The organism is Corynebacterium pseudodiphtheriticum DSM 44287 (assembly GCF_000688415.1).
Classification (GTDB): Bacteria; Actinomycetota; Actinomycetes; order Mycobacteriales; family Mycobacteriaceae; genus Corynebacterium; species Corynebacterium pseudodiphtheriticum.
Genome location: NZ_JIAH01000001.1, coordinates 39,677 through 64,807, shown reverse-complemented (window position 1 = coordinate 64,807; position 25,131 = coordinate 39,677). Strand labels below are relative to the sequence as shown.

At 52.7% G+C, this 25,131-nt stretch carries 21 protein-coding genes; 19 read left to right on the top strand and 2 right to left on the bottom strand.

Annotated features, from left to right (window positions below; all coding sequences use genetic code 11):
- Positions 1–29 precede the first annotated feature (29 nt).
- Both aspA and O146_RS0100275 read left to right on the top strand, forming a co-directional pair.
- Complete coding sequence (gene aspA, locus O146_RS0100280) at positions 30–1,550, top strand: aspartate ammonia-lyase (protein WP_021353911.1); 1,521 nt, start codon at positions 30–32, stop codon at positions 1,548–1,550.
- A gap of 115 nt (positions 1,551–1,665) precedes the next feature.
- A complete protein-coding gene (locus O146_RS0100275) occupies positions 1,666–3,330 on the top strand; it encodes a formate--tetrahydrofolate ligase (protein WP_027017359.1) in 1,665 nt (554 codons plus the stop codon).
- 89 nt (positions 3,331–3,419) lie between these two features.
- Here O146_RS0100275 and O146_RS0100270 read toward each other — a convergent pair whose 3' ends face one another.
- Positions 3,420–4,274: a RecB family exonuclease gene (locus tag O146_RS0100270; RefSeq protein WP_021353909.1), complete on the bottom strand. Its 855-nt coding sequence runs from the start codon at positions 4,272–4,274 to the stop codon at positions 3,420–3,422.
- Positions 4,275–4,365: 91 nt separating this feature from the next.
- Between O146_RS0100270 and O146_RS0100265 the strand changes: the two genes are divergently transcribed.
- The 14 genes from O146_RS0100265 (at position 4,366) to O146_RS0100200 (ending at position 21,489) form a co-directional block, all read left to right on the top strand.
- Positions 4,366–5,652: a M18 family aminopeptidase gene (locus O146_RS0100265; protein ID WP_027017358.1), complete on the top strand. Its 1,287-nt coding sequence runs from the start codon at positions 4,366–4,368 to the stop codon at positions 5,650–5,652.
- Between the two features lie 103 nt (positions 5,653–5,755).
- Positions 5,756–6,592: a tRNA (adenine-N1)-methyltransferase gene (locus O146_RS0100260; protein ID WP_021353907.1), complete on the top strand. Its 837-nt coding sequence runs from the start codon at positions 5,756–5,758 to the stop codon at positions 6,590–6,592.
- 224 nt (positions 6,593–6,816) lie between these two features.
- Positions 6,817–8,343, top strand: coding sequence for a proteasome ATPase (gene arc, locus O146_RS0100255; RefSeq protein ID WP_027017357.1), 1,527 nt, complete (start codon positions 6,817–6,819; stop codon positions 8,341–8,343).
- 95 nt (positions 8,344–8,438) lie between these two features.
- Complete coding sequence (gene dop, locus O146_RS0100250) at positions 8,439–9,986, top strand: depupylase/deamidase Dop (RefSeq protein WP_035000416.1); 1,548 nt, start codon at positions 8,439–8,441, stop codon at positions 9,984–9,986.
- A gap of 126 nt (positions 9,987–10,112) precedes the next feature.
- The gene (locus O146_RS0100245) at positions 10,113–10,322 is read left to right on the top strand and encodes a ubiquitin-like protein Pup (protein ID WP_021353904.1); all 210 of its coding nucleotides are present in this window, start codon (positions 10,113–10,115) and stop codon (positions 10,320–10,322) included.
- Positions 10,319–11,755, top strand: a complete 1,437-nt coding sequence (gene pafA / locus O146_RS0100240) for a Pup--protein ligase (RefSeq protein ID WP_021353903.1) — start codon at positions 10,319–10,321, stop codon at positions 11,753–11,755. The genes O146_RS0100245 and pafA overlap by 4 nt, the downstream gene beginning before the upstream one ends.
- A 5-nt stretch (positions 11,756–11,760) precedes the next feature.
- Positions 11,761–12,768 carry a helix-turn-helix transcriptional regulator gene (locus tag O146_RS0100235; protein ID WP_035000414.1) on the top strand — a complete coding sequence of 336 codons (1,008 nt, stop codon included), beginning with the start codon at positions 11,761–11,763 and terminating at the stop codon, positions 12,766–12,768.
- Positions 12,765–13,766 carry a helix-turn-helix transcriptional regulator gene (locus O146_RS0100230; RefSeq protein ID WP_027017354.1) on the top strand — a complete coding sequence of 334 codons (1,002 nt, stop codon included), beginning with the start codon at positions 12,765–12,767 and terminating at the stop codon, positions 13,764–13,766. The genes O146_RS0100235 and O146_RS0100230 overlap by 4 nt, the downstream gene beginning before the upstream one ends.
- A gap of 63 nt (positions 13,767–13,829) precedes the next feature.
- Positions 13,830–14,153: a Sec-independent protein translocase subunit TatA gene (gene tatA / locus O146_RS0100225; RefSeq protein ID WP_027017353.1), complete on the top strand. Its 324-nt coding sequence runs from the start codon at positions 13,830–13,832 to the stop codon at positions 14,151–14,153.
- A gap of 263 nt (positions 14,154–14,416) precedes the next feature.
- Positions 14,417–15,355: a twin-arginine translocase subunit TatC gene (gene tatC / locus O146_RS0100220; RefSeq protein ID WP_035000411.1), complete on the top strand. Its 939-nt coding sequence runs from the start codon at positions 14,417–14,419 to the stop codon at positions 15,353–15,355.
- An 11-nt stretch (positions 15,356–15,366) separates the two neighbouring features.
- Complete coding sequence (locus O146_RS0100215; RefSeq protein WP_027017351.1) at positions 15,367–18,177, top strand: DEAD/DEAH box helicase; 2,811 nt, start codon at positions 15,367–15,369, stop codon at positions 18,175–18,177.
- A gap of 24 nt (positions 18,178–18,201) precedes the next feature.
- Positions 18,202–18,867 carry an FxsA family protein gene (locus tag O146_RS0100210; RefSeq protein WP_021353897.1) on the top strand — a complete coding sequence of 222 codons (666 nt, stop codon included), beginning with the start codon at positions 18,202–18,204 and terminating at the stop codon, positions 18,865–18,867.
- 50 nt (positions 18,868–18,917) lie between these two features.
- Positions 18,918–20,600, top strand: a complete 1,683-nt coding sequence (gene lnt / locus O146_RS0100205; RefSeq protein WP_027017350.1) for an apolipoprotein N-acyltransferase — start codon at positions 18,918–18,920, stop codon at positions 20,598–20,600.
- A 7-nt stretch (positions 20,601–20,607) separates the two neighbouring features.
- On the top strand, positions 20,608–21,489 hold the full coding sequence (locus O146_RS0100200; protein ID WP_027017349.1) for a polyprenol monophosphomannose synthase: 882 nt from the start codon (positions 20,608–20,610) through the stop codon (positions 21,487–21,489).
- Positions 21,490–21,613: 124 nt separating this feature from the next.
- Here the strand turns inward: O146_RS0100200 and O146_RS0100195 are convergent, their stop codons facing one another.
- Positions 21,614–22,000, bottom strand: coding sequence for an RNA polymerase-binding protein RbpA (locus O146_RS0100195; RefSeq protein WP_021353894.1), 387 nt, complete (start codon positions 21,998–22,000; stop codon positions 21,614–21,616).
- 236 nt (positions 22,001–22,236) lie between these two features.
- Between O146_RS0100195 and O146_RS12780 the strand changes: the two genes are divergently transcribed.
- The 3 genes from O146_RS12780 (at position 22,237) to O146_RS0100180 (ending at position 25,129) form a co-directional block, all read left to right on the top strand.
- Positions 22,237–22,572, top strand: a complete 336-nt coding sequence (locus O146_RS12780; RefSeq protein ID WP_027017348.1) for a hypothetical protein — start codon at positions 22,237–22,239, stop codon at positions 22,570–22,572.
- Between the two features lie 17 nt (positions 22,573–22,589).
- The gene (locus O146_RS0100185) at positions 22,590–23,285 is read left to right on the top strand and encodes a YceI family protein (protein ID WP_231892350.1); all 696 of its coding nucleotides are present in this window, start codon (positions 22,590–22,592) and stop codon (positions 23,283–23,285) included.
- Between the two features lie 203 nt (positions 23,286–23,488).
- Positions 23,489–25,129 carry a DUF1266 domain-containing protein gene (locus O146_RS0100180; RefSeq protein ID WP_027017347.1) on the top strand — a complete coding sequence of 547 codons (1,641 nt, stop codon included), beginning with the start codon at positions 23,489–23,491 and terminating at the stop codon, positions 25,127–25,129.
- Positions 25,130–25,131: the final 2 nt, after the last annotated feature.

Genomic DNA, 25,131 nt, shown 5'->3' with positions numbered 1-25,131 from the left:
GCCGTTAGGCGCGAAGGAGTGACTTGTAGATGGCTAAAAAGACCGACGAGAATTCTGCGGATCAGACGCAAAATATCGACGCGAAAAAGAACGAGGATTCGAAGAAGACTACAGCTAGCAAGTCAACCAAGAAGACTCGCACTGAACGCGACCTGCTCGGCGAGATGGAAGTTCCGAATGACGTCTACTATGGTGTCCACACCATGCGCGCCATCGACAATTTCCAAATTTCCTGGGTGACCATCAACAACGTGCCTGAGTTTATTCGTGGCATGGTGATGGTGAAAAAAGCAGCAGCCATGGCCAATCGCCGTTTGCACACGCTGCCCAAGAAGAAAGCTGAAGCTATTATCTGGGCCTGCGACCAGATTTTGGAAAAAGGTCGCTGCATGGATCAGTTCCCACTGGACGTGTTCCAGGGTGGAGCGGGTACTTCGCTGAACATGAACACCAATGAGGTCGTGACAAACCTGGCATTGGAATACCTGGGCGAGGAAAAAGGCGCCTACCACGTCCTCAACCCCAATGATGACGTGAACATGTCTCAATCGACCAACGACGCATACCCAACCGGCTTCCGTCTTGGGCTGTATGCCGTCCTGGACCGCTTGATCGAACAAATCGGCAAGTTAGAACAGTCCTTCACCAAGAAAGCACACGAATTCGCCGACATTCTGAAGATGGGTCGTACACAGCTGCAGGATGCTGTGCCGATGACTCTTGGCGACGAATTCCGTGCATTCGGGGCTAACCTGGCCGAAGAGCTTTCGGTGCTGCGCGAAGCGCAGGAACGCCTGTTGGAAATCAACCTTGGCGCAACAGCGATCGGTACGGGAGTCAACACTCCTGCTGGCTACCGGCACCAGGTTACCGCAGCGCTATCGGAAGTCTCGGGCCTAGAGTTAAAGACCGCGCGTGACCTCATCGAAGCTACCTCTGATACCGGCGCCTACGTACTGGCACACTCGGCGGTTAAACGCGCGGCCTCCAAGCTGGGCAAGATCAGCAATGACTTACGTTTGTTGTCTTCCGGTCCTCGTACCGGGCTAAACGAGATCAATTTGCCGGAACGACAAGCTGGTTCGTCGATCATGCCGGCCAAGGTCAATCCGGTTATTCCCGAAGTTGTCAACCAGACAGTATTCAAGGTTTTCGGCAACGACTTGACCGTGTCCATGGCCTCAGAAGCCGGACAGCTGCAGCTTAACGTCATGGAACCTGCGATGGGTGAGGCCTTGTTCCAGTCCGTTCGTATTTTGGGCAATGCTGTGGATGCTTTGCGTGAGAAGTGCGTCGACGGGATCACGGCAAACGCGGATGTCTGCCGGGAGTACGTAGAAAATTCCATCGGTATCGTCACCTATTTGAATCCACTCATCGGCCACCACCAAGGCGATCTCATCGGTAAGGAAGCGGCTAAAACCGGTAAATCTGTCCGCGAACTAGTGCTAGAAAAAGGCTTGCTGGATGAAGAAACCGTCGATCGTATTCTGTCCAAAGAAAACCTCATGCACCCAGAATTCCGCGGTAAACTTTACCTGGACGACTAATTAAGGTGTGTGCCCGTTAAGCTAGCTGTTCATCCTAGGGATGAACTATCGCACCAGACTATTAGTGCGAATATTATGCCCATCACTTAAGCCTAGAAGGGCTAAAGTGGTGGGCATGAGTTCTTTTCCTACTGACGTAGAAATCGCAAACAATCACCAGCTAGAGCCAATCGCAGAGATTGCACGCAAAGCTCAAATTCCCGCTGAGGCTCTGATTCCTTACGGTGAGAAGAAAGCCAAGATCGATACCAGTAAGCTCGACTGGAGCCGAAAAGACGGCAAGCTAGTGCTGGTCACTGGAGTATCGCCGACACCAGCTGGTGAAGGAAAATCCACCACGCTGATCGGATTGACTGATGCATTGGCACACGCCGGCAAGAACGCAATGGTGGCAATTCGGGAACCGTCGCTGGGCCCAGTCATGGGGATTAAAGGTGGGGCTGCTGGGGGAGGCTATTCACAAATCGTCCCCATGGATGAAATCAACTTACATTTCAATGGTGATTTCCACGCCATCACTTCAGCGAACAATACGCTCGCTGCGCTTATTGACAATCATATTCACCAGGGTAATGACTTGGCTATCGACCCACGTCGCGTGACTTGGCAACGTTGCGAAGACGTGAATGACCGTTCATTGCGCTCAGTAGTCACGGGCTTGGGAGGTCCAGGAAACGGGTCCCCGCGGGAGTCTGGTTTCACCATTACCGCAGCATCAGAAATCATGGCGATCGTTGGCTTGTCTACGGATCTCGCAGATTTGCGCAGGCGACTCGGTGACATCACCGTCGGGTACACCTACGACAAACAGCCGGTGACAGCACGCGAGTTGGGTGCTGATGGCGCTTTGACAGTGTTGCTGAAAGACGCTTTGCAACCAAACTTAGTGCAAACCTTAGGCGGTGTTCCGGCCCTTGTGCACACGGGCCCGTTCGGCAACATTGCTCACGGTTGCAACAGTGTACTGGCGACTAAAGTAGCGCTGAACCAAGCCGACATCGTGCTAACAGAAGCCGGCTTTGGTTCTGATCTGGGGGCGGAAAAATTCTTCGACATTAAGGCCCGCCACGCAGGCCTGAATGTTGATGCCGCTGTCGTCGTGGCAACCATTCGCTCCTTAAAGTTTAATGGCGGAGTAGCTAAAACAGACCTGGAAGAATCCAATGTTGACGCATTATCGGCTGGGGTCGCAAACTTGGAACAGCACGTCAACAACATTCGCCAGTTTGGCGTCACACCAGTTGTAGCACTCAATATTTTTGGTTCAGATTCACCTGCAGAAATCGATTTCATGCACGATTGGGCACAAAAATTCGGTGTAGAGCTGGCAGAATCCACTGTATTCGCAAATGGCGGCGCAGGTGCAAAAGACTTGGCCGACAAGGTCCTAGCGCATCTTGACGGGCAATCCACGACACTATATGACCCGTCCAAGGGAGTCGAAGAATCCATAGCAACGATCGCTTCCAAGGTCTATGGCGCAAGTAATGTGGAATATTCGGTTAACGCACGGAAGGATCTGGATTATCTCCGCGAGTGCGGCTGGGATCAGCTCCCAGTATGTATCTCAAAGACACAATATTCGTTTAGTGATGATCCTTCCCGGCTCGGTGCACCGAAAGGCCATACCCTGCATGTGCGAAAGCTACTTCCGCGTACTGGCGCAGGATTCATCCTTGCCCTCACAGGTGACGTCATGACTATGCCAGGATTGCCAAAACGTCCTGCTGCAGAAGCAATCGACATCACTGACGACGGTGTTATCAGCGGGTTGTCTTAATCGCTGACGGGCCGAGACAACATCGTCGATCCCGGCCCGTACGGTGTTTGTAAGCTTAACTCTGCTAGCAGCCCATTGCGCTGAGAACACTATGCAGGATCTGCTGCCGAACCAGGCCACCCGGGGTACGGGGGAGGAGTTCCCCCAAACTCCGGGCATAATTTTTGGTGTGGGCACCATCCACATAATTTCGAGGTTTTTGTGGGGAAGTGCCCGGTTTGTCCGTCACGTTCGATCTTTGCCCATAGTTCGCCGAGATCTCGTTCAAAAAATTCCAGTTCTTCTTTGGACGGAGCCAGCACCATATCGTCAATCACTTTTATATACATCAACCTCAGCTGATGCGGAATGATTTCTTGTAAGCGCCAGTACACCAATGCGTAAAATAGCATTTGGAATCTTGCGTTATGGGAAAAACGCGGGATAGGTTTTTTGCCTGTTTTATAGTCGACAACCCGCACCTCTCCGGTGGGGGCTTTATCCACGCGGTCGATAAAGCCCCGCACAGGCACGCCGTTGGGCAGTACCGTATCAACGTACATTTCCACTGATTCGGCATCGAAGCCCTGTGGATTTTCCATCTGGAAATAGCCCTTGACAAGGCTACGACACTGCACCAAGAAATCGTAGGTGTCGCTATCTGGGACTAACTCTATAAGTTCCTCGTCGTCGGAACGCATTTTTTCCCAGTTTGGTTTCAGCATTTTCACCGCGGCAGGGTATGTGCGTTCACGTGCTGGAAGTTTGTGCATTTCTTCGAGAACTGCGTGCACCAGTGTCCCGCGGGTTTGCGCGAGAGTTTTCGGTTCCGGCAAACGATCTATGGCCCGAAACCGATAGAGCAATGGACATTGTTGATAATCACCGGCACGCGAAGGGGAGAGGGCTAGCGGTTTCGGGCGCCGGGGAGCGTCGGTGTTTGAGGTATTGCGCGAAGTGCTCATAATGCTATCCAGCTTAAACGCTTCTACAGGGTTAGCACTAAGCTGGGTAGAACCGAGTTATCGATGAATTTGAGTGGGAAAGTGAGTTGTGATGAACGAAATTAACCAGTTCATGGATTTTTTGGACGCCGCTCCGAGTTCTTTCCATGCCGCACATGCCGTTGCTGATCGTTTGCTTGCCAGTGGTTTCCAAAAACAGGTAGAAGATCAACCGTGGGATGCCAGCCCCGGCGGGCATGTGATTGTCCGTGATGGTGCTGTATTAGCGTGGTTTGTGCCAGATGATGCTGGCCCACATTCTGGTTTCCGGATTATCGGCTCACACACTGATTCACCTGGCTTCAGCCTCAAGCCGCAGCCAGACAGCACGCAGCATGGCTGGCAGCAGTTGGGGGTGGAAATTTACGGTGGCCCGATCATTCCCTCGTGGTTTGATCGTGAGCTTACTTTAGCCGGTCAGGTGATCTTTTCCGATGGTTCAGAGCGTTTACTCAATACCGGTCCGATTCTCCGGATTCCACACTTAGCTATTCATCTGGACAGTTCGAAGGAATTTTCCGTTGATAAGCAACAACATCTGCACCCAGTCATGGGACTTGCCGACGCCACCGCCGACGCTGTGAGCGCGCAAGCGCAGCAGGTAGGAATCGCGTCGATAATTGCGGGGCAGCTTGGAGTTGCGGAATCTGACATTGCTTCCTGGAGCCTTATTACTGCACCGGCACAACCAGCCAGTTTGTTTGGCGTGAATGCGGACCTCTTGGCTTCTTCGCGTATGGATAATCTATCCAGCGTATTCGCCAGCATGGTCGCACTCGAACGTGCTGTGGCATCGGGCGATTTGAGTTCTGATATTGCAGTTTTAGCTGCGTTTGACCACGAAGAGGTCGGATCTGCTTCCACAACGGGGGCACAGGGGCCGATTTTGGCCGAGACACTTGAGCGCACAGCAACTGCACTTGGGGCTGACCGCGAAAGCTACTTGCAAATGCTACGACGCTCATCATGTGTGTCTGCGGATGCAGCTCACTCGATCCACCCGAATTATGCCGAAAAACACGATCCGCATAATCCACCAATCATTGGTGGTGGTCCTGTCACCAAGATCAATTCGAAACAGCGCTATGCCTCGAATGCGCGGACTATCGCTATGTGGGAAAACGCCTGTCGCGCAGCGATGGTTCCGATCCAGAATTACGTAAGTAAGAACTCGGTACCCTGTGGGTCTACGATCGGCCCGGCAACAGCTACAGCGCTAGGTATCGATACTGTTGACGTCGGAGTACCAATGCTATCGATGCATTCTGCCCGAGAAATGATTGGTGTCCACGACCAATTATGGCTCTCCCAAGCACTAGAGTCCTACCTGATCAATTAAGACTGCTAAGACCACGGGTTCATCTGTGACGAGACAGGTCGTGCATCCGCCCAGTCTAGTGTTGGTCAGACACCAGCGACTTTACGATAAGAAAGGCTATTTAATGGCATATTCTGGTCCGTTTCAGTACGGAGACCGCGTTCAGCTTACCGATGCAAAGCGTCGGCATTTCACTCTGTATCTCAAAGAGGGCAACAAGTTTCACTCTCACCATGGGATCGTCGAACACGATGACATCGTTGGTATGGAGGAAGGCTCCGTCGTTAATTCAAGTTTGGGCAGCCCCTTTCTTATGTTTCGTCACTTGATGGTCGATCACGTGCTTTCTATGCCGCGTGGTGCACAAGTGATTTATCCGAAGGATGCGGCCCAAATCTTGATCGAGGGCGATATTTTCCGTGGCGCCAAGGTTTTAGAGGCCGGAGCGGGATCAGGTGCTTTGTCAATGGCTTTGCTTCGGGCGGTAGGACCCGAAGGTCATGTCTATTCCTACGAACTTCGCGACGATCATATTGGCTATGCCATTGATAACGTCAAGGAATATTTTGGTGAGCAGCCGGAGTGGTGGAGCCCGCGGCTCGGCGATTTCCGGGAGCTTACACCGGAAGCAACCGACGGCCCAGTTGATCGAGTAATTCTGGACATGCTGGAGCCTTGGGAAATGCTCCAGACCGTGAAAAATATGCTGGTTCCCGGTGGAGTGTTTATTACCTATGTCGCCACGGTGCCCCAGCTGATGAAGGTGATGGAGGGCATCCGTGAGCAGAAGTGTTTTACGGAGCCACGTGCCTGGGAATCATTGGTGCGTGATTGGAAGGTAGAAGGACTCGCAACGCGTCCGGAGCACCGAATGAATGCACACACGGCATTTTTGATCATGACGCGCCGACTTGCCGACGGCGTCGTCCCGCCACGCCCGAAGCGTAAAGCCCGTCGTTAAGGCTGCGCTTTATCCAGCGCTTTTACACTCGTGCTACACCGGTATAGTGTTCGGGTTTACTAGCCTGACCTAACGTAGCTACCACCAGCCTTGTTTGTTAGCCTTAACTCAAACAATAACCGCGGGACCACACACTAGAGTGACCGCCGTTTTACCATCTCGACAGCACAAACGCTGCTGATAAAAACACCCTGAACACGCAGAAGGGAGGTTCGGAGTTTTTTATGACTAAGACTACGCCGGACCCACAGCTACAGCTCCGACGCGACGTACGCGACTTACGTAAGCGCAACGAGCAATTGGCCACTCTGCTAAAGACTTCACGAGACAAACTCGCCCAGTTAACCTCTGAGATCAATGCTCTGCAAGAGCCAGTCTCTACCTACGGCGTGTTTCTGCGTTACGCACCAGGTAACCCCCGCGAAGCTGACGTGTTCACTTCAACTCGGCGATTGCGTGTCAGTGTCTCGCCATTAATAAGCCGTGAGATCCCAGTTGGTGCGCAAGTGCGAATGGGTGACGGCAGCGTCATTGTCGAAGATTGCGGCTTCGCTTCCGATGGCGTATTAATGCGGGTTACTGAATTTGTCGAAGAGTCTGCACACGGTGATGTTCGTGTGCTTGCTTCCGCACCCCAAGGTGATACCCACGTGCTGCATTTGGCAGCGCCGCTGGTGGGACATGTTCGCGCGGGTGATAGCGTGCTGGCAGACGTGAAATCCGGCTTCGCATTCGAGCGGATTTCCCAAGCGGAAGTTACCCAGCTTGCACTCGAAGAAATCCCGGACGTCACTTACGACGACATCGGTGGCTTAGATGCGCAGATTGAACAAGTTCGCGACGCTGTCGAAATGCCGTTCGACCACCCCGAGCTCTACCACGATTACCAATTACATCCACCAAAGGGGGTATTGCTCTATGGGCCACCAGGTTGTGGGAAAACCCTGATCGCCAAAGCCGTAGCTCATTCACTGGCATCTCGCGTGGGGAACGGTTCAGCTTCCTATTTTTTGAATGTAAAGGGCCCGGAGCTACTGAATAAATACGTGGGCGAAACAGAACGCGTGATCCGCCTGATTTTTGAGCGCGCCCGAGAGCTTGCTTCTGAGGGTGCGCCCGTCATTGTATTTTTTGATGAGATGGAATCCATTTTCCGCACACGAGGTACCGGAGTCTCCTCAGACATCGAAACCACTGCAGTGCCACAGCTACTTACCGAAATTGATGGCGTAGAAGGCCTGGATAACGTCATAGTGGTCGGCGCGACCAACCGGGAAGAACTCATTGACCCCGCGTTGCTGCGTCCTGGGCGACTGGACATCAAGATCCGAATCTCTCGTCCCACCAAGCACGAAGCGCCAGACATCATCAGTCGTTATCTCCACGAGGGGGTTCCACATACTGATCCACTCGAAGTACTTATTGACGGAGCGGTAGATGCGTTGTTTGCACCACGTCCATTCGTCGAGCTAACTCTTCGCGACGGCAGTACCGCTGTACTGCATTACGGTGATTTCGTCTCTGGCGCCCTGATTGCCAATGTGGTTGATCGGGCGAAAAAGCTCGCGATCAAAGACTATATAGCCGCTGGTTCTACCGGTGAGCACGGAATCTCATTGCGACACATCCAAGCTGCGGTGCGTACAGAGCAAGATGAGAGTGAAGACCTTCCAAACACTGCAAACCCAGAAGAATGGAACCGCATCGTCAAACTGTCTCAATCTGTAGTCTCAGCACGGAGCTTGGCGTAGTCGAAGCAATACCAAATCCGAATTTTTACCTAGCTGGGGCAGACTACAGTTTGGGATTACCAAACTGCATTAACGAGTTCATCGGAGTAGCGAAGATGAAGAGCACACAGAAATTTCGACGGTTCATGGGCACCGAAACAGAATTCGGCATTGCCACCCCAACTCAGCCGAAGCTGAGCCCAATTGTCACTTCAACCCATGCTGTCGTGAGTTATGCACTCCGGAACATCGGTACCCGGTCGCGGTGGGATTTCGCGGCAGAACACCCAACTCGAGATACTCGTGGCAGTGATCGGCGACGATACCGAACCGGGGCGATGGTGGATCCGGAAACTCTTGGTGTTGCCAATGCCGTTACCCATAATGGCGCACGGTTTTACGTGGATCACGCACACCCCGAATACTCTTCGCCTGAATGTGCAGATGCGTGGCAGGCAATGGTCTATGACCAGGCCGGAGACCGCATTGCGCTGCAAGCAATCAACGACGTCGCGACTTTTTCGCAAAGTGGTACCTCTGCTCTGGCTAATCACGGCGCGTGCCCACCTCTGAAAATCTACAAAAACAATGTGGATGGAAAGGGTGCCTCATATGGTTCGCACGAGAACTATCTGTACCCTCGCAGTACCGAGTTTGCTGATATTGCGGACGGGCTCATCCCGTTTTTCGTGACCCGAATCATCATGATCGGCGCCGGTCGAGTAGGTCTGGGGCAGCATGGCGAAACCCCAGGTTTCCAAATTTCACAACGCGCGGATTATATCGAACAGGAAATTTCGCTCGAAACCACGCTCAACCGAGGATTGATCAATACTCGTGATGAGCCGCACACGAACCCTGAAACACACGGTCGATTGCACGTAATCACTGGCGATGCCAACATGTCCCAGACCTCAACACTGCTGAAATTAGGTACCACAGCACTGGTTTTGGACGCGATTGACGCTGGCGTTCGCTTCGACGATTTGCGCCCCAAAGATCCGGTTTCTGAAATTTCGGCCGTAAGCCACGACCTGAGCTTGACGCATAAAATTACTCTCGCCAATGGATCCTCGGCTACGGCTATTGAGATTCAAAAAGAATACCTTCGACGCGTCACTGAAGCTGTCGTAAGTCTCACAGAGAGAGAGCAGAAGGTAGTTGCACTGTGGGAGGAAGTTTTGGACTTGCTTGCCGACGACCCCCTCTCAACGGCTCACCTTTTAGACTGGACGGCAAAATATGCGTTGATCAAGGGCTTTCTGGACCGCGGTGTTGCGGTTAGTGACCCCAAAATCGCGTTAATCGATTTGCAATATACCGATGTTGATCCCTCGAAGTCGCTGTATCACGCCTTGGTACGCAAGGGCCGTATGCGGACGTTGGTGACAGACGAAGAAATCAACATGGCCATTGCTATGCCGCCTGCGGAGTCGCGGGCTTGGACTCGTGGACGCATGATTGAACGCTTCGCTGATGAGCTAGTGGCCGCGAACTGGCAAGAGCTACATTTTGCAGATCCAAATAGCCCAGGAGGTGAGATCTTTGTGGACCTAACCGAAGTCGATGGGTTGAATAAAGCAGCTGCGGAAGACATCATCGCTAGTTCACCAAGTGCAGCAGAAGCGGCTCGTAAAATCCTTGACGCAAAGTCCAGGACATAAACAACTCCAGAGTATAAACGCAGTAAACTGAAGAAATAAAGGCTTCACTCACTCGACTTACTCGATATCGAGCTCAAAAACTAGCCTAAAAATAATCCACGAACGATACCAAGGTAAGTGTTAATCATGGCGACTAATTCACCGTACAATTCCAGTTCGCAAGTCTCCCAGACGAACGGTGGAGCCGACAATGGCACCGCTGACGACGAATTTGCAAATGGACAGGCACAGATTTCTACTGCGGGCACTGACGACTTACTCGATGAAATCGACGGGCTGCTGGAATCGAACGCAGAAGAATTCGTCCGTTCCTACGTGCAGAAGGGTGGACAGTGACTGAAGTTTATACGCGCCGTATTATGGGCGTAGAAACTGAATACGGCATTACCGCGACATCTGCAAACGGGACGCATACCCTTGGTGCTGCCGATGTTGCTCGCTACCTGTTCGCTCCTGTAGTCGAGGAGCACGGCAGCTCCAATATTTTCAGCGATAATGGTTCACGGGTATACCTCGATATGGGAGCTCACCCGGAAATTGCCACCGCAGAATGCGACAGCATTACCCAGCTGTTGAATTATGAGCGAGCAGGGGATCGAATCCTCGATGCATTAGCGCGCCGCGCGGAACTAGTACTGGAGCGTGAGGGCGTCGGCAAGCATATCTACTTGTTTAAAAATAACCTGGATTCGCATGGTAATTCCTATGGTTGCCACGAAAATTACTTGATTTCACGGTCGATGGTATTGCGTGCGATCGGTCGCGCACTCGAGCCCTTGCTGGTAACGCGCCAGTTGGTCTGCGGGGCTGGCCTCATTGAGCGAGAAACTGACGATCACCCTGCGCGATTTGTGCTTTCACAACGTGCAGATCAAGTCTGGGAAGGCGTGTCTTCTGCAACCACAAGGGCACGTCCAATGATCAATTCACGCGATGAAGCGCACGCAGATTCCCAGCGGTACCGACGACTGCATGTAATCGGTGGAGATACTAATTTGTCTGAACCGACGTTCGCTGTGAAGGTGGGCTCTGCGTTGTTGGTATTGGAGATGATCGAGGCAGAGCGGGAGCTGCCTGATTTCGAGTTAGAAGACCCGATTGGACAGATCCGCGAGATCTCGCGTGACTTGAGCGGCAAAACACAGCTACGGCTTAAAAGCGGCGGCACCGTCACTGCGCTTGAAGTACAGCAGTCATTGTGCGAACACGCTGCCCGTTGGTTAGAGGTACGTGATAACTACCGTGTGAATGAACTGCATTCCGGATCCTCAACTTCCGAAATGCATCGCGTAGTGGATTTGTGGCGCCGGACATTGCTCGCTATCGAGACTCAAGATTTTTCCCAGGTCAATCAGGAAATCGATTGGGTAATCAAAAAAGAGCTTTTCGAAAACTATCGTGACCGGCTCGATGCAGAGTGGTCACATCCGAAGCTAGCGCAGATCGACCTCGCTATGCATGATATTCGTCCCGGTCGTGGTATCTTCCCGGTACTCGAAGCTAAAGGCAGGGTAAAGCGATGGACTACTGACGAAGCCATCGCTGCTGCGATGTCTACTCCTCCAGCTACCACTCGAGCACACCAGCGCGGGCAGTTTTTGGTACGGGCACGGCAAACCAATACTCAATTCGCTGTCGATTGGTCCCGAATGAAGATCACAGAACCGAAGCAACTGGAATATACTTTTGGAGACCCTTTCGCGACCGAGAGTCCTGAACTTGATGAGTTGCTTGCTCTGATGGACCGGGGCACCAACGATACGGAGTGAGCTTAATGGCGGCAGCCGCAACACCTGCACAGCGACCGAAAACCGGCCCACGCTATGATGCTGCTGTCGAACGGTTGACTAACCTCACGTTTGCGCTGCAAGGAGCTGCCCAATCGGGTGGTAATCCCAGCCGTAGCGCGGAGTGGATTCATGCCAACGTAGCGGGTTATCACGAAAACAAGCACAGTTTCCGCATGCAACTACAGCGTGATGTAGCAACGCTTGCTCGAGCGGGCGTACACATTGATAGTTCCGCGGGGGAGAATGGGCCAAGTTACCGGCTCAACCCGGAGTCCTACCGGCTGCCGGAAGTGTCGTTTACGCCAGAAGAAGCGACCGTCCTGGGAATCGCCAGTGAAGTCGGACGAAACAGTGGGTTAGGTGCGTTAAGTGCCGCTGGGTGGACGAAGCTTGCAGCATCTGGCGCTCGCCGCGAGATCACCCCGGGGGCCGGATACCTCGCAATTAACGACATCACAAGCTTGGACCCAGAGGTTTTACGGGCGATCTTGACTGGAGTGGCACACAAGCTGCGCATTTCTTTTAACTACCAGCACCATTCCGGTGCAAAAATTCAACGACGCACCATGGACTTATGGGGAATTGTCCCGCATCACAACCGGCTATACGTCGTGGGATGGGATGTAGACCGGCAAGCTGAGCGGTCTTTTCGTTCTACGCGGATAAGCGACATCCGGCGCTCACGTGAAGTCGCTACACACACTGAACCGAGTGGCTCACTGCGCGAAATCGTCGAAAAGACCCTGGCTGTTCGCGACGTAGCCGACGCTACGATCCGCAGCCGTCGACAAGCAGCACCGCCGCTAGAAGAAGCCGCAGACGAAACCCAGGAAGTAGATGCCTCTGACGAAATCCGGTTGTTTATCAAAGGAGCCGACCGTGAATGGTTGATACGCACATGTGCCGCTTATGCTGCAGAAGCTGTCGTAGAACAACCAAAAGACATTCGTGAGCAGGTCAGCCGTTTGCTGCAGAAAGCAGGTGCCCGATGAATACAGATTCACCAGAAAAACTTGTGGCACTGGTCCAATCGCTCAACTTGGTGCCATACTTCAAAGCACATCCCGAACGGAGTATCTTCGAAGCGGCGAAAGATCTCGGGCTCAGCCCAGACGAACTGGTACGAGCCTTAGAAAGGCTGCACTGCAGTGGAATTAGCACGCAAACACAGGATCTCATCGACCTAAGCTACGAACTGACCAAAGGCGTGGTGATTCACGATGACCAAGGGATGGATTCATCTTTGCGTCTCACACCGACCGAAGCGGGGGCCCTTCTGCTAACCGTTGAAGTGCTCGAAACAATGCCCGGGTTGGTGGACCGGTCAGCTGTCGCTTCAGCAGCAGAAAAATTGCGATCAATTATGGATGACCGTTCCCGTGCAATCTACGACGGTATTGCAGAACATTCTTCTGCAACAGAAGATGTACAGTACCGCATCGCGCAAGCGCTACACACGAAAAGACGAGTGCAGTTTGATTATTGGTCAGCCTCGTCAAATAGTACGAGTACCAGAACAGTGGACCCAGCTCGGATTTTTATCCGAGGCGATGTTGCGTACCTGACGGCATTTGTCGAACAGTACGGTGAACATCGCAATTTCCGCGTGGACCGAATGAGAAACGTGGAAATTTTGCCAGAACCAGCCCGTCCACGCACGCGAAAGCTGCAGTTCTCTAGCGAAGACCCCTTCGGGTTTCGGGACAGCACTACAGCCACGCTTGCAGTTTCTCCAGACGCGCTGTGGATGCTCGATGAATACGATATGAAAAGACAAGACGAAACGCCCCCGTGCCCCGCTGCCGATGACCAGAAAGCTTGGGTGAAAGCCACCATGCCTATTGGCAGCACCTCGTGGTTTACGCGTTTCGCACTCAGCCACGCCGACCGAGTTCGAGTGCTAGGCCCGAAAGATCTTGTCGACGCAGTCCACGAACGCGCCCAGGTTGGAATACAGCGTTATAGTATGGTTGATACGAATAAATCTTAAATACTCGCCTGACTATCGCACGACGTTCAAGCGATAGTCGAGACGTTGAGAAAGGCGCGATTCATGACTATCAGCCCCACACAAATTTTGTTGATCCTGGTCATTATCCTGCTGCTTTTTGGCGCAAAAAAATTGCCTGACCTGGCGCGCTCGGTTGGCCGCTCTACACGCATTCTGAAATCAGAAATGCGCGAGATGAGTAATGACGACGCTCAGTACCAGAACACGCATAACGCGCAGCAACACCAGCAGCAGGCCATTAACCAGCAGAGTTTCCAGCAACAACAGCCGCAGCAAAACTACCAGAATCAGTCCCAGCAGCAACCGAATACAAACGCTGAAGACTTTTGGAACAAGCCTGAAAACCAACCACGGTCGCAGAACTAGAACGGCACTAACTTTATCAGCGCCAACACAGCGCTGTTCAAATCATTCGACTCACATACGGGTCTCTTACTGGTGAGGTCATGACGTCTCCGCAATCTCAGCCACAACCGGCTCGCCCAAACACGCAGCCGCCGGCAGGCACTAGCCTGCCGGGGCGATCTCAGCGTGCCTCGCGCGCCAAACGCAGCGGATTGCTGCACGGCAGAGCTAGCTTGCTATCCCGAGTACGCGCGAAACGCAAGAAAAAGTCTCCGACGGGGGACATGTCGCTCGTGGAGCATCTCAAAGAGTTACGCCGGAGAGTGATTATTTCCACACTCGCGGTAATCGTCGGAGCCATCATCGGCTTTATCTGGTACCAAAACGCGCCGGGGCCGATACCAGCACTCGGCGAGATTTTACGCGGCCCATATTGTGGTGTTGACCCGGAGCTACGCGCAGATTTTACTGCTTCTGGCGAGTGTCGTCTTTTGGCAACAAGCGCGATGGAAATGTTCATGTTGCGTCTGAAAATTGGTGCGCTCGCAGGCACTGTTTTGGCTGCTCCGGTGTGGCTCTACCAGATTTGGAAATTCATTACTCCAGGGTTGCTGCGTAATGAACGGCGCTGGACTTTCAGCTTCGTGACCATCGCGGTTATTCTGTTTTTGGCTGGTACCGTGTTGGCTTATTTTTCTTTGTCCCTTGGCCTGAATTATCTTCTTACCATTGGATCAGACTTCCAGACAGCGGCACTGACCGGTCAAGAATATTTTAGTTTTGTAGTCGCAATCATGGTGATTTTTGGGGTTAGCTTCGAAATCCCGCTGGTCATCGTTATGCTGAACATTGTCGGCATTTTACGCTATGAAGCAGTGCGGACGAAACGCCGCCATACCATCGTGCTGATCTTCATTTTTTCTGCGCTCATCACCCCTGCGCAGGATCCATATTCGCTGACGATTCTAGCGGTCGCGATTATTTTACTAGTTGAGATTTCCTTCCAGTTCTGCCGAATCAATGACAAACGGCGGGCAAAAAACGAGCCAGATTGGTCGCAGCTGGACGACGAAAAAGCTTCCCCGCTGGATTATCAGCCAGAACGCACCCCTGCAGCAGGTTCTGTTGCCACCCCGGAAGCAGTGGTTGACTCCAGCAGTCAATCACGGGGCAATCTGCAATACTCCCGGGGCCACGGTTCTAGTTTCGACGATATTTTGTAGCCTAGGTAATTATGACAAGCACCCATTTTGAAACCTTCCGCAGCCAACTCACTTATGAGCTCGATCCATTTCAAGTCCAGGGGTGCAGGGCAGTCGAAAACGGGCGCGGTGTCTTGGTATGCGCACCCACTGGTGCTGGCAAAACTATCGTCGGAGAATTTGCCGTCTCGTTGGCGTTGTCGCGCGGCACAAAATGCTTTTACACAACGCCGATTAAAGCCTTAAGCAACCAGAAATTTCACGATCTAGTAGCGATTCACGGTGAAGATGCAGTCGGTTTACTTACCGGCGATGTCTCTTTCCAACCGGATGCTGACATCGTCGTAATGACTACCGAAGTCCTACGCAACATGATCTATGCGAAATCACCAGCGCTTGATCGACTCACGCATGTGGTGATGGACGAAATCCATTTTCTCGCAGATCAAGCCCGTGGTGCTGTCTGGGAAGAGGTGATCCTCAACCTTGAGGAGCATATCTCGATCATCGGATTATCAGCCACAGTATCGAATTCGGAAGAATTCGGTCGCTGGCTTTCTACCGTACGGGGCGATACCGAAGTCATCGTTTCTGAACACCGCCCAGTGCCCCTCGAGCAGTGGATGCTAATCGGACAAAAAGTCTATCCACTATTCGCCCCGGGAACACCAGCTATTGAGGGGCCGACGACGAGTGAACCAGCCGAAGTAAACCCTGAGCTACAGCGACGCGTTGCTCGCCTAGAAGCAGGCGATGCGGCCGACGGTCGTGATGATTTCCGCCCAGGACAGGGCTTTCGTTCTCGTACTACGGCAGGCACGGGAAATTCTCGCAGCGGAAACGTCCGCCCACAAGACCGTTACCGCCCGTTGGGCCGACCAGAAGTACTCCGAATCCTGCAGGGTCAAAATATGCTACCCGCGATCATTTTCATCTTCTCTCGAGCCGGCTGTGATGGTGCTTTGCACCAGTGTTTGCGGTCCAAGATGGTTCTGACTGACGAAGACGAGCAGCGTATAATCGCCGAGGTCATCGATGCAGGCGTCGAGGGGATTCCACACGAAGATCTGGAAGTTCTCCGTTTCTCACAGTGGCGCAAGGCATTAATCCGAGGTTTTGCAGCTCATCACGCCGGCATGCTGCCAGCATTCCGGCATATCGTCGAGAAGCTATTCGTCCGAGGCTTAGTCCGCGCGGTTTTTGCCACAGAAACCCTTGCGCTAGGCATTAACATGCCCGCCCGCAGCGTCGTGCTTGAAAAACTCGTGAAGTTTAACGGTGAAGCACACGTTGATCTCACCCCAGGACAGTACACTCAGCTGACCGGTCGTGCTGGCCGGCGAGGCATCGACACCTTGGGTAATGCCATTGTGCAATGGGCCCCGGCAATGGATCCACAACGCGTAGCAGGGCTGGCATCTACACGTACGTACCCATTGATTTCCACGTTTGAGCCTGGCTACAACATGGCCATCAATTTGCTCAATAATCTGGGTATGGATGATTCTCTGCGGCTACTCGAGAAGTCTTTTGCGCAGTATCAGGCCGATGGCTCCGTAGTGGAAGAAACCCGCGAAATTGAGCGCGCTGTGCATCGCGTCGAGAAGCTACGCGAGCAACTCAATGAGGCAATCGCTGCCTTCGCGCCGCCGTCAACCGATGACCAAGATCCGGCGCAGTTGCTGTCTGAATATGTTGAGTTACGCAAGCGACTCAGTGTAGAAGAAAAATCGCTGAAATCACGCGCCAAAGACGAACGAGGCGACGAAACCCGGGCTATATTGGCAAAGCTACAACCCGGCGATGTCATCGCACTACCGAGCAAAAAGCGTCCCGTTCTGGCGGTGGTCAACACCCCAGCTAACCAAACCGCAGACCCGCGCCCCTGGATCACCACAGAAAAGGGTTGGTCAGCTCGCATCGACGCGAGCGGCTTCGACAATCCTCCCGCGCTGGTAGGAAAGATGAAGCTACCTGGCAAGGCTTTGAAAAATCCGCGACGCCACAACCACATCGTCGTCGACAAGTTCGCCAGGGAGGATTACCCGCGGCCAAAGAAAATGAAGCTACGCGCCCGGATCCGCGACACTGAGCGCATCAAGGATCTACGCACCCAGATGAAGAAACACCCAGCGCATGCGTGGCCGGCGATGGAACGCGAGCAACTCACGCAGTTGGCACAAAAATACTTGCGCAGAAAAGGTGAGCTCGACAAACTACGAGCCACCGTAGACAAAGCCACAGAAACTTTGGGCGATATGCTTCGGCGCATTGTCGATTTGCTGACCGAACTCGACTACGTCGATATCGTCGACGGCGAGCCGGTGGTGAGTATTGAAGGCGAAAAACTGGCCCAGGTGCACAATGCTTCCGATTTGCTGATTGCGCAATGCCTTAAACGGGGCATTTGGCAAGAATTAGATCCAGCAGAATTAGCTGGCGTGGTTTCTCTGTGTACGTTCGAGAACCGGAGAGCCACCGGCGGCCAGCTTTTCGACGGCGTCACCGATGCCATGACCAGTGCCATGGAGAACACCATGCGGTTGTGGGAAGAACTCATTAGCGACGAATCTCGGCATGGGCTCCCGCATACTCGCGAACCAGAACCAGGCTTTAGCATCGCCATCCACCAATGGTGTGCAGGAGCACCATTGGGATACTGTTTGGCTGCGGCTGCTGAATCCGGCGCAGAGCTAACCCCGGGTGACTTTGTACGATGGTGCCGGCAGGTCATCGACCTGCTTCAGCAGGTAGCGAAGACAGGTTATAGTTCCGAGATAAAGCGGACAGCGGGCCAAGCCATTGCCTCGATTAACCGCGGCGTGGTGGCTATTGGAAGTTAAGAACTTGCAGGTAGGGTAGTGAACATGCCATTCGTGATGTTCTTTTTCTACATGCTTGCCGAAATCTTTGCTTTTTGGGCAGTAGCGAGCCTAATTGGCTTTGGGTGGGCGTTGATCGCGTTGTTCGGCACCGTGGTGCTTGGAGTTATCATCACCCGGATCGAAATTCGCCGTATCGCAGCCACGCAAGCATCATTAGTGCAGCGTCTGCACGCTCAACGTGATGCTGTTACCGACGATGCGCAGAACATGAGTGCGCATGGTCAGAACCGAAAATCTGCCGGAGATATTGGCCTGACCTTAGCTGGTGCGTTATTGCTCAGCATTCCGGGGTTTGCTACTGCAATCCTAGGTTTATTACTGGTTTTTCCACTGACCCGACCAATTATCCGCGGCTTTTTGCTAGGCCGGATGTATCGCAGAGTGGAAAAACTCGGAGTGCGTTTTTTCCAAGCTTCGCCCACTGCTCGGAAACACTCTAGCTACGGTAGCTTCGGTTTTCCTAGGGGAGCTGCTGCTAGCAATCAACAATCAGCAGCTTCCTCCGGTGTCTCGTCGACTAGCAACGATGATGTGCTTGATGAAGATGAGCTTCGCAAATGGTCAGAGTCGATGAACCCAGAGGATTTTTCTGACCGCAGGGACGGTGGGGAAGAATCTAGTGCCTCCGGCGATAATAAGCCGAAATAAACCTTAACGTCCATCACTGTTACCACTGTTGATTAGGCCCGAAACTCACGATGTTCGCATTCGTTTTCCGCATATTGTTGGCCGCGCTATCCGGTGCCGTGGCTTATACGTCTTATGAACCACTTGGTTGGTGGCCTGCTGGCATAATCGCTGCTGGTCTGTTTTATTTTGTGCTTATGCCGTGGCCGGGAAGTGCTAGCCGGGAAAACCTCGGCCGGTACCCAGGCCGTATACCCCAAACGACAAGCTATCGACCACAACGCCCGAGCATGGCGCAAGGTGCATTGTTCGGTTTCGTGCACGCGATGGCCTGTTATTTGCTGCTATTGCCGTGGATCGGAGAATTTGTCGGCAGTCCACCATATATCGCATTAGCCGTGGTGTGTTCACTGTACGCAATTCTTACTGGTCTTGGCGGTGTCGCTCTTGCACGTTCAACGTGGGGTTTTCTGGCATTCCCTTTCTGGTATTTGGCTATTGAATTTGCTCGCAGCTCATTTCCGTTTGGTGGGTTTGCCTGGGTGCGTCTTGCCTGGGGGCAGGTTGCCGGCCCTCTAGCCGGGCTGGCGCAGTGGGGTGGTCCGGCTTTAGTGACCGTCGCAACGTTGTTGATCGGTGTGGGAATCACCCAGCTCGCTGTCTCAACGCGCACACGTATATCATCTAGTCGAACTACCTGGTTGCGTGCCGTGAGCGTCGCTATGGTCATTGTGCCTTTACTTGGTGGTGCGATTGCCACCTTTAATTTGCACCGACCCGAAAATACTTTCGCTGAGATCAAGGTTGCAGCTGTGCAAGGAAACGTTCCTCGGTTAGGCCTCGATTTCGCGGCGCAGCGAAGCGCAGTTTTGCATAACCACGTGCGGGAAACCAAGAAGCTTGCAGAGCAGGCCGACCAACTTGATCTCGTGATCTGGCCAGAGAATTCTTCCGATGTCAATCCTTTTAGTGACCGGGAAGCTTACGAGGCGATTGCTAGCGCTGTTTCAGCTGTTGGCACACCTGTGGTCGTCGGCACTATTACTCATCGCGAAGGGCGCCCGTATAACACGATGCAGACCTTTCTACCGGAATACGATCAATCACCGGAAGAGACTCCAGCAGATTCTTCAGAACCAACGCGCACGCATCAAGTACAAGGCATGAGGCCAGGGGAGTTCCACGATAAGGTTTATCTGCAGCCTTTCGGTGAGACATTGCCCATGCGTGGTTTCTTCGAAAAACTATCGGAATACGCCGAGATGGCCGGCAACTTCGCCCCTGGTGATGGCAATGGTGTGTTGCAAATCCCTACTGGCGGCGCTGATATCACGACGGACCACGGCGATGTAGCGGTAGGTGTGGCCACCTGCTACGAAGTAGCTTTTGACGAAGCTTTTCGTCGGTCCATAAATAACGGTGCAAGTATTCTGACGTCTCCGACAAACAACGCGACTTTCGGTTTTACGGATATGACTTATCAGCAATTGGCGATGTCGCGAATGCGAGCAATTGAAACCGACCGGGCGATGGTTGTACCCGCCACTAGCGGAGTTTCCGCATTAGTAGATCCAGCGGGAAACGTGCTGGCTGACACGGAGATTTTCGAAGCGAATCATCTCGTCGCTACTTTACCGTTACGCTCAGGGATAACCCCAGCAGTGCGCGTGGGGCAGATGCTTGAACTGGCGATGGTTCTCATGGGAGTAGTATTGGGTATTCTTGCTGTGATACGTCGTCGCGTGAAGGAGTAAACCCGCCATGGCTGAGTCCGCCGCACCGTCTGCGAAGACTCTCGTAATCATTCCGACCTATAACGAAAAAGAGAATTTACCTCGGATTGTCGGTCGATTGCGCAAGGCACAGTCCGACGTCAACGTGCTTGTAGTCGACGATAATTCGCCGGATGGAACTGGCGAGCTCGCAGACAAACTCGCCAGCACTGATGAACAAGTGCATGTGCTGCACCGCGCAGGCAAAGGCGGCTTATGCGGTGCCTATGTGGCGGGATTTATCTGGGGCTTAGAGCGTGATTACCAGGTTCTGTGTGAAATGGATGCAGACGGCTCGCACGCTCCAGAGCAACTTCATCTACTTCTGAATGCAATCGATAATGGGGAAGACGCAGTCATCGGTTCTCGCTATGTTCCAGGCGGGGAAGTAGTTAATTGGCCGAAAAATCGGGAATGGCTTTCTCGCGGTGGCAATGCGTACATTTCTCTAGCGCTCGGCGCCGGGTTATCTGACATGACAGCTGGCTACCGCGCATATCGCCGCGAAGTGCTCGAGGCTATAGACCTAGAAGAGCTCTCGAATGCCGGTTATATTTTCCAAGTGGATCTCGCTCGTCGTGCTATCCAAGCTGGCTTCGTGATTGCTGAAGTTCCTATTACTTTTACTGAGCGTGAATATGGCGAATCCAAGTTGGATGGCTCGTTTGTCACGGATTCCCTAGCCGAGGTCACGAAATGGGGTCTTGCGCACCGCAGCAAACAAGTGAAAGAGATGAGCTCGACACTGGTCTCGTTTGGGTCGCACAGCCTACGGGACTCTGCTCTGGCAGAACTACCGGAGCGGGTTTCCTCCACAGCAAGTAGTTTTTCTACAGTTTTACGCGATCTGGCCAAGCAAATAAAGAAATAGCTCCGCTAGCTAGACTAGCTAGCGGACTACCACGCTATAAACGAAAGGTGCCAGCCCCACATTCTTTAGTGGGAGACTGGCACCTTAAGAAAAACTTTAAACAGTTAAGCCTTAGCCAAGAAATTTATTTTCCTTCGGCTTCTTGCTGTTCTTTTTGCTCTTTGAGCAGTTTCGCAGCGGTACGACGGCGCTTACGCAAATTTTCGATACGCTCTTCAAGCAACTTATCAAGCTCTTCGATGCTACGGCGTTCGCACAGCATATCCCAGTGGGTACGAGGCGGCTTCACCGGCTTCGATTCAACGCCTTCGCCTTCTACTAGCGTTCCCCATTTACCGTTTTTGCACAGCCACTCTTCTGGAATCTCCGCATCATCGGCAAAAGGTACCTCGTAAACTTCACCGTCTTCGGTGCGGTATTTCACCATTTGGCGTGGTGCCAGGTCATGGTCGCGGTCAGTTTCGTAGCTGACAGCACCCATGCGGCTGCCGCGCAATACGCGATCTGCCATAAGTGGGACACATCCTTATATTATTCCGGGGGCATCGATAACATTCATGGCGCTAATTAAGCACCAAAAATTCATCGGGGATAACGATCTACCACTATAACGCACGAACCCACTGTTTTGTTCCCGATCATCCTATAAGGATTCTCGATTTGGGCTTCGCCATCTGCTTCCTCGCGTTCTTAGACCCACGCTAAGAACATTTCACGACTTTTCGTCAATAGACTAAAGTCACTAGAGTGTCTGCCTACCAACAAAACCGCCCCAAACCGTGCCAATGGTGTGGTACAGCAGTCGCAACCCAAGGACGTGGGCGCCCACGCAAGTACTGCAGTACGTCGTGCAAGCAACGAGCTTATGAGCAACGCCAAAATTTATCAGGAACGGAAATTTCTCCCGATGCCGTAATATTGAGCAAAGCTAAAGCCGATATGCTGCATGATTCATTATTCCAGTTGCGCTGCGCAGCCGAGGACATTGCATGGGCAGCAGCCGAAGAAGCTTCAGCGGAGGAGCTGGGGCAGTTGTGCACGGAATTAATTGATTTGGCGCGCTCCATAGAGAAGTTGAGGTAATGATGAAAAAATCCCCCATGAAACGCCGTAAATCTGTCATCGCGGTTTTCGTCGTACTCATTGTTCTTTTGGCACTGCTTAGCATCGTTCCTTTGTTATACCGGCTCATCACTGGGCCAGGCGTCAAGACTGAAGCCTTGAATGATTCAGGCGCGGCAGCAGCCTCGGTTCCAGTGGATGGCGCTTGGGAAATCGTCGAAGGAAAGAATCCAAATATCACCTCGGTAGGCTTTACTTTTTCGGAGATTTTGCCTGGTGACGAACGCGTAACTTCCGGCTCTACAGGTTATGTCACGGGAGCGGCACAAATTAGTGATGACACATTAACTTCTGCAACCGTTGAGGTAGACATGAATCAGCTGACCACGGATCGTGATGTCCGCGATGTCAACATGAAAGACAAGCTCTTTGAGACCAGCAAGTTTCCGATATCCACATTTATTCTTACTGAACCAGTAGACGTCTCACAGCTACCAGAAGATGGCACTGCGGGAGAGATCGATGTCGCCGGCAAACTAACAATCAAAGATCACTCCGAACCTGTTGAGGCACGATTCCAAGCTCTGCGCGATGGCGAGCTGCTCGTCGTTTCTGGCACGGTAGAGATCAACCGCGAAGACTTTGGCGTGCATTCACCAGATTTGATCGCTGCGAAGATTGCGGAAACAGGCACGGTGGATATTCGATTGAGTTTCGCAAAAACGGGCAAATAAATAAACGTCCCACTAGACAGCGGACGATTTGGTTGCGGTCCGCAATAGTTCGGCTCGCAACCCGTGGGTAAAGCCCGCTTCTACAATTGTCCGATAATTGACATTATGTCACTTTAGCGATCGATGCTCTCCTTCACTCTCGACTATTTTCGGCAGTCTTCGGCATCATTGGTGGTTCGGCTACCACGGGTATGATGACAAACATGGCTGAACGAAAGATTGACGCACTTGCCCTGTCCGAGGCCTCCAGTTACGAGGATTACCTCTCTAAAGCCCAAGCTCGTGGCTTTGATTTCGAACTCAAGAAATCTGGTTTACAGGATGAAATGCTACGCCGCGGCTGGTCAGTCGTCGCTCCATATTTCTTGCGTCCCAACATCGCTCCGGATGGACCTTTGCCAGCCATGCCGAAAATTGAGCGTGACGAAGAAGGCAACATCATCAAGGCGACCGCAAACCCGCAGCTCGCACAATTTTTATCGAAGGCCTGGAATATTAATAGCCGTGAAGATCTGCTGAAATCAGCGCAACAAGCCTCTCAGCGCACCCACGACCGTGCTTATGAAGTGGCTCGAAGCACTTTGCAACAGATCCGCGATTTGCCTTTAAACCAGCGTTCCGGGCAAAGCAGTGTGCTCGTTAACGAATTATCCGGTGCACTTCCCGAAGTTCCCTTCGCCACTTTGGAAACCGAGGCGCAGCGCCTATTAAAACCCCTGCTTAACCCCGAGGCCGAACTCTTAATTCCGCAGCAACTACCTCACACCTTAGCCGGGTTCTATTTCGCTGCTGCGGTGCGCCAGCTCAACTTGGGCGCAGGTGCCGGCTTAATTAAACCCGATGAGGTTCGGCCAATCATCGTGAAATGCGTACTCGGTATCGCGCGCGCTTACGACACCTGGGAAGAATACGTCGCTGCCCTCGTTTATGGCGAAGCCATGATGGCCAGCAAAATTGGTGAGTACTTCCGCTTCATTTTCCATAATGCAGCTGCGCTGCTTACCGACCCGGGTTCGCCATGGGTGGAACTCCCCTTGCACACTGAGTCTTTCCCACCGATTAAATCCAACAGCTATGAAGAGATCTTCTCGTCAATGCAAGCTAATGCGCAACAGCTTCCTGTCGCAGTTATGGGTAAGCTTGCCGACGATTTGCGCCTGGGCTGGTCGTTACAAGCACCGTATTTGCTTGGCAGCAAGATTCCCCTGGATGCCCCGGCTAGCTACGATGAGCAACGCGTACAGGAGATTTGGAAGCACTTAGAAAACCAGCACCAAGTCTCGGATGCCCCGAGCTTGCGCGCTGCTATTGGCAAATATCTCAATGATCCAGATCATGAGGCTTACCGGGCAGTGCGTACTGTGTTGCAAGAAATCCGAGGCTGGGAACTCGACAAACGACAAGCACATGGATTAGAAAAAATTACCACTGCCCTGCGAGACGAATATGCCCACGCCGCAGACCCGCAGAGCGCCGACAAGGAGATTAGCGCAGCCGCTGGACAGTTGGCCGTCTTATTATCACTCGAAGACATCGACCTTTTCCTGCCGAAAAATCTACCCACCTCGCTAGCAGGCTGGCGAATTGCACAGGGGGTACGTCTAGCAGCTATGGGCTATGCCACCGAATTATTCACAGAGGACGAAGCCAATGCATTCGCCGCAGAAGGTGCAAAACTAGCGAAGGCGCATCACACCAACTGGCGTGATTATGGCAATGGTTTCTTAGTTGGCCGTTTATGTGAAAGTGGCCAGGTGGACGGTCTACAACAACGCATGATGGCTTCCACCGCTGGAGCATTAGCGTCAAAGCAATCACCGTGGAGTGAATTACCGCTGCACTAATG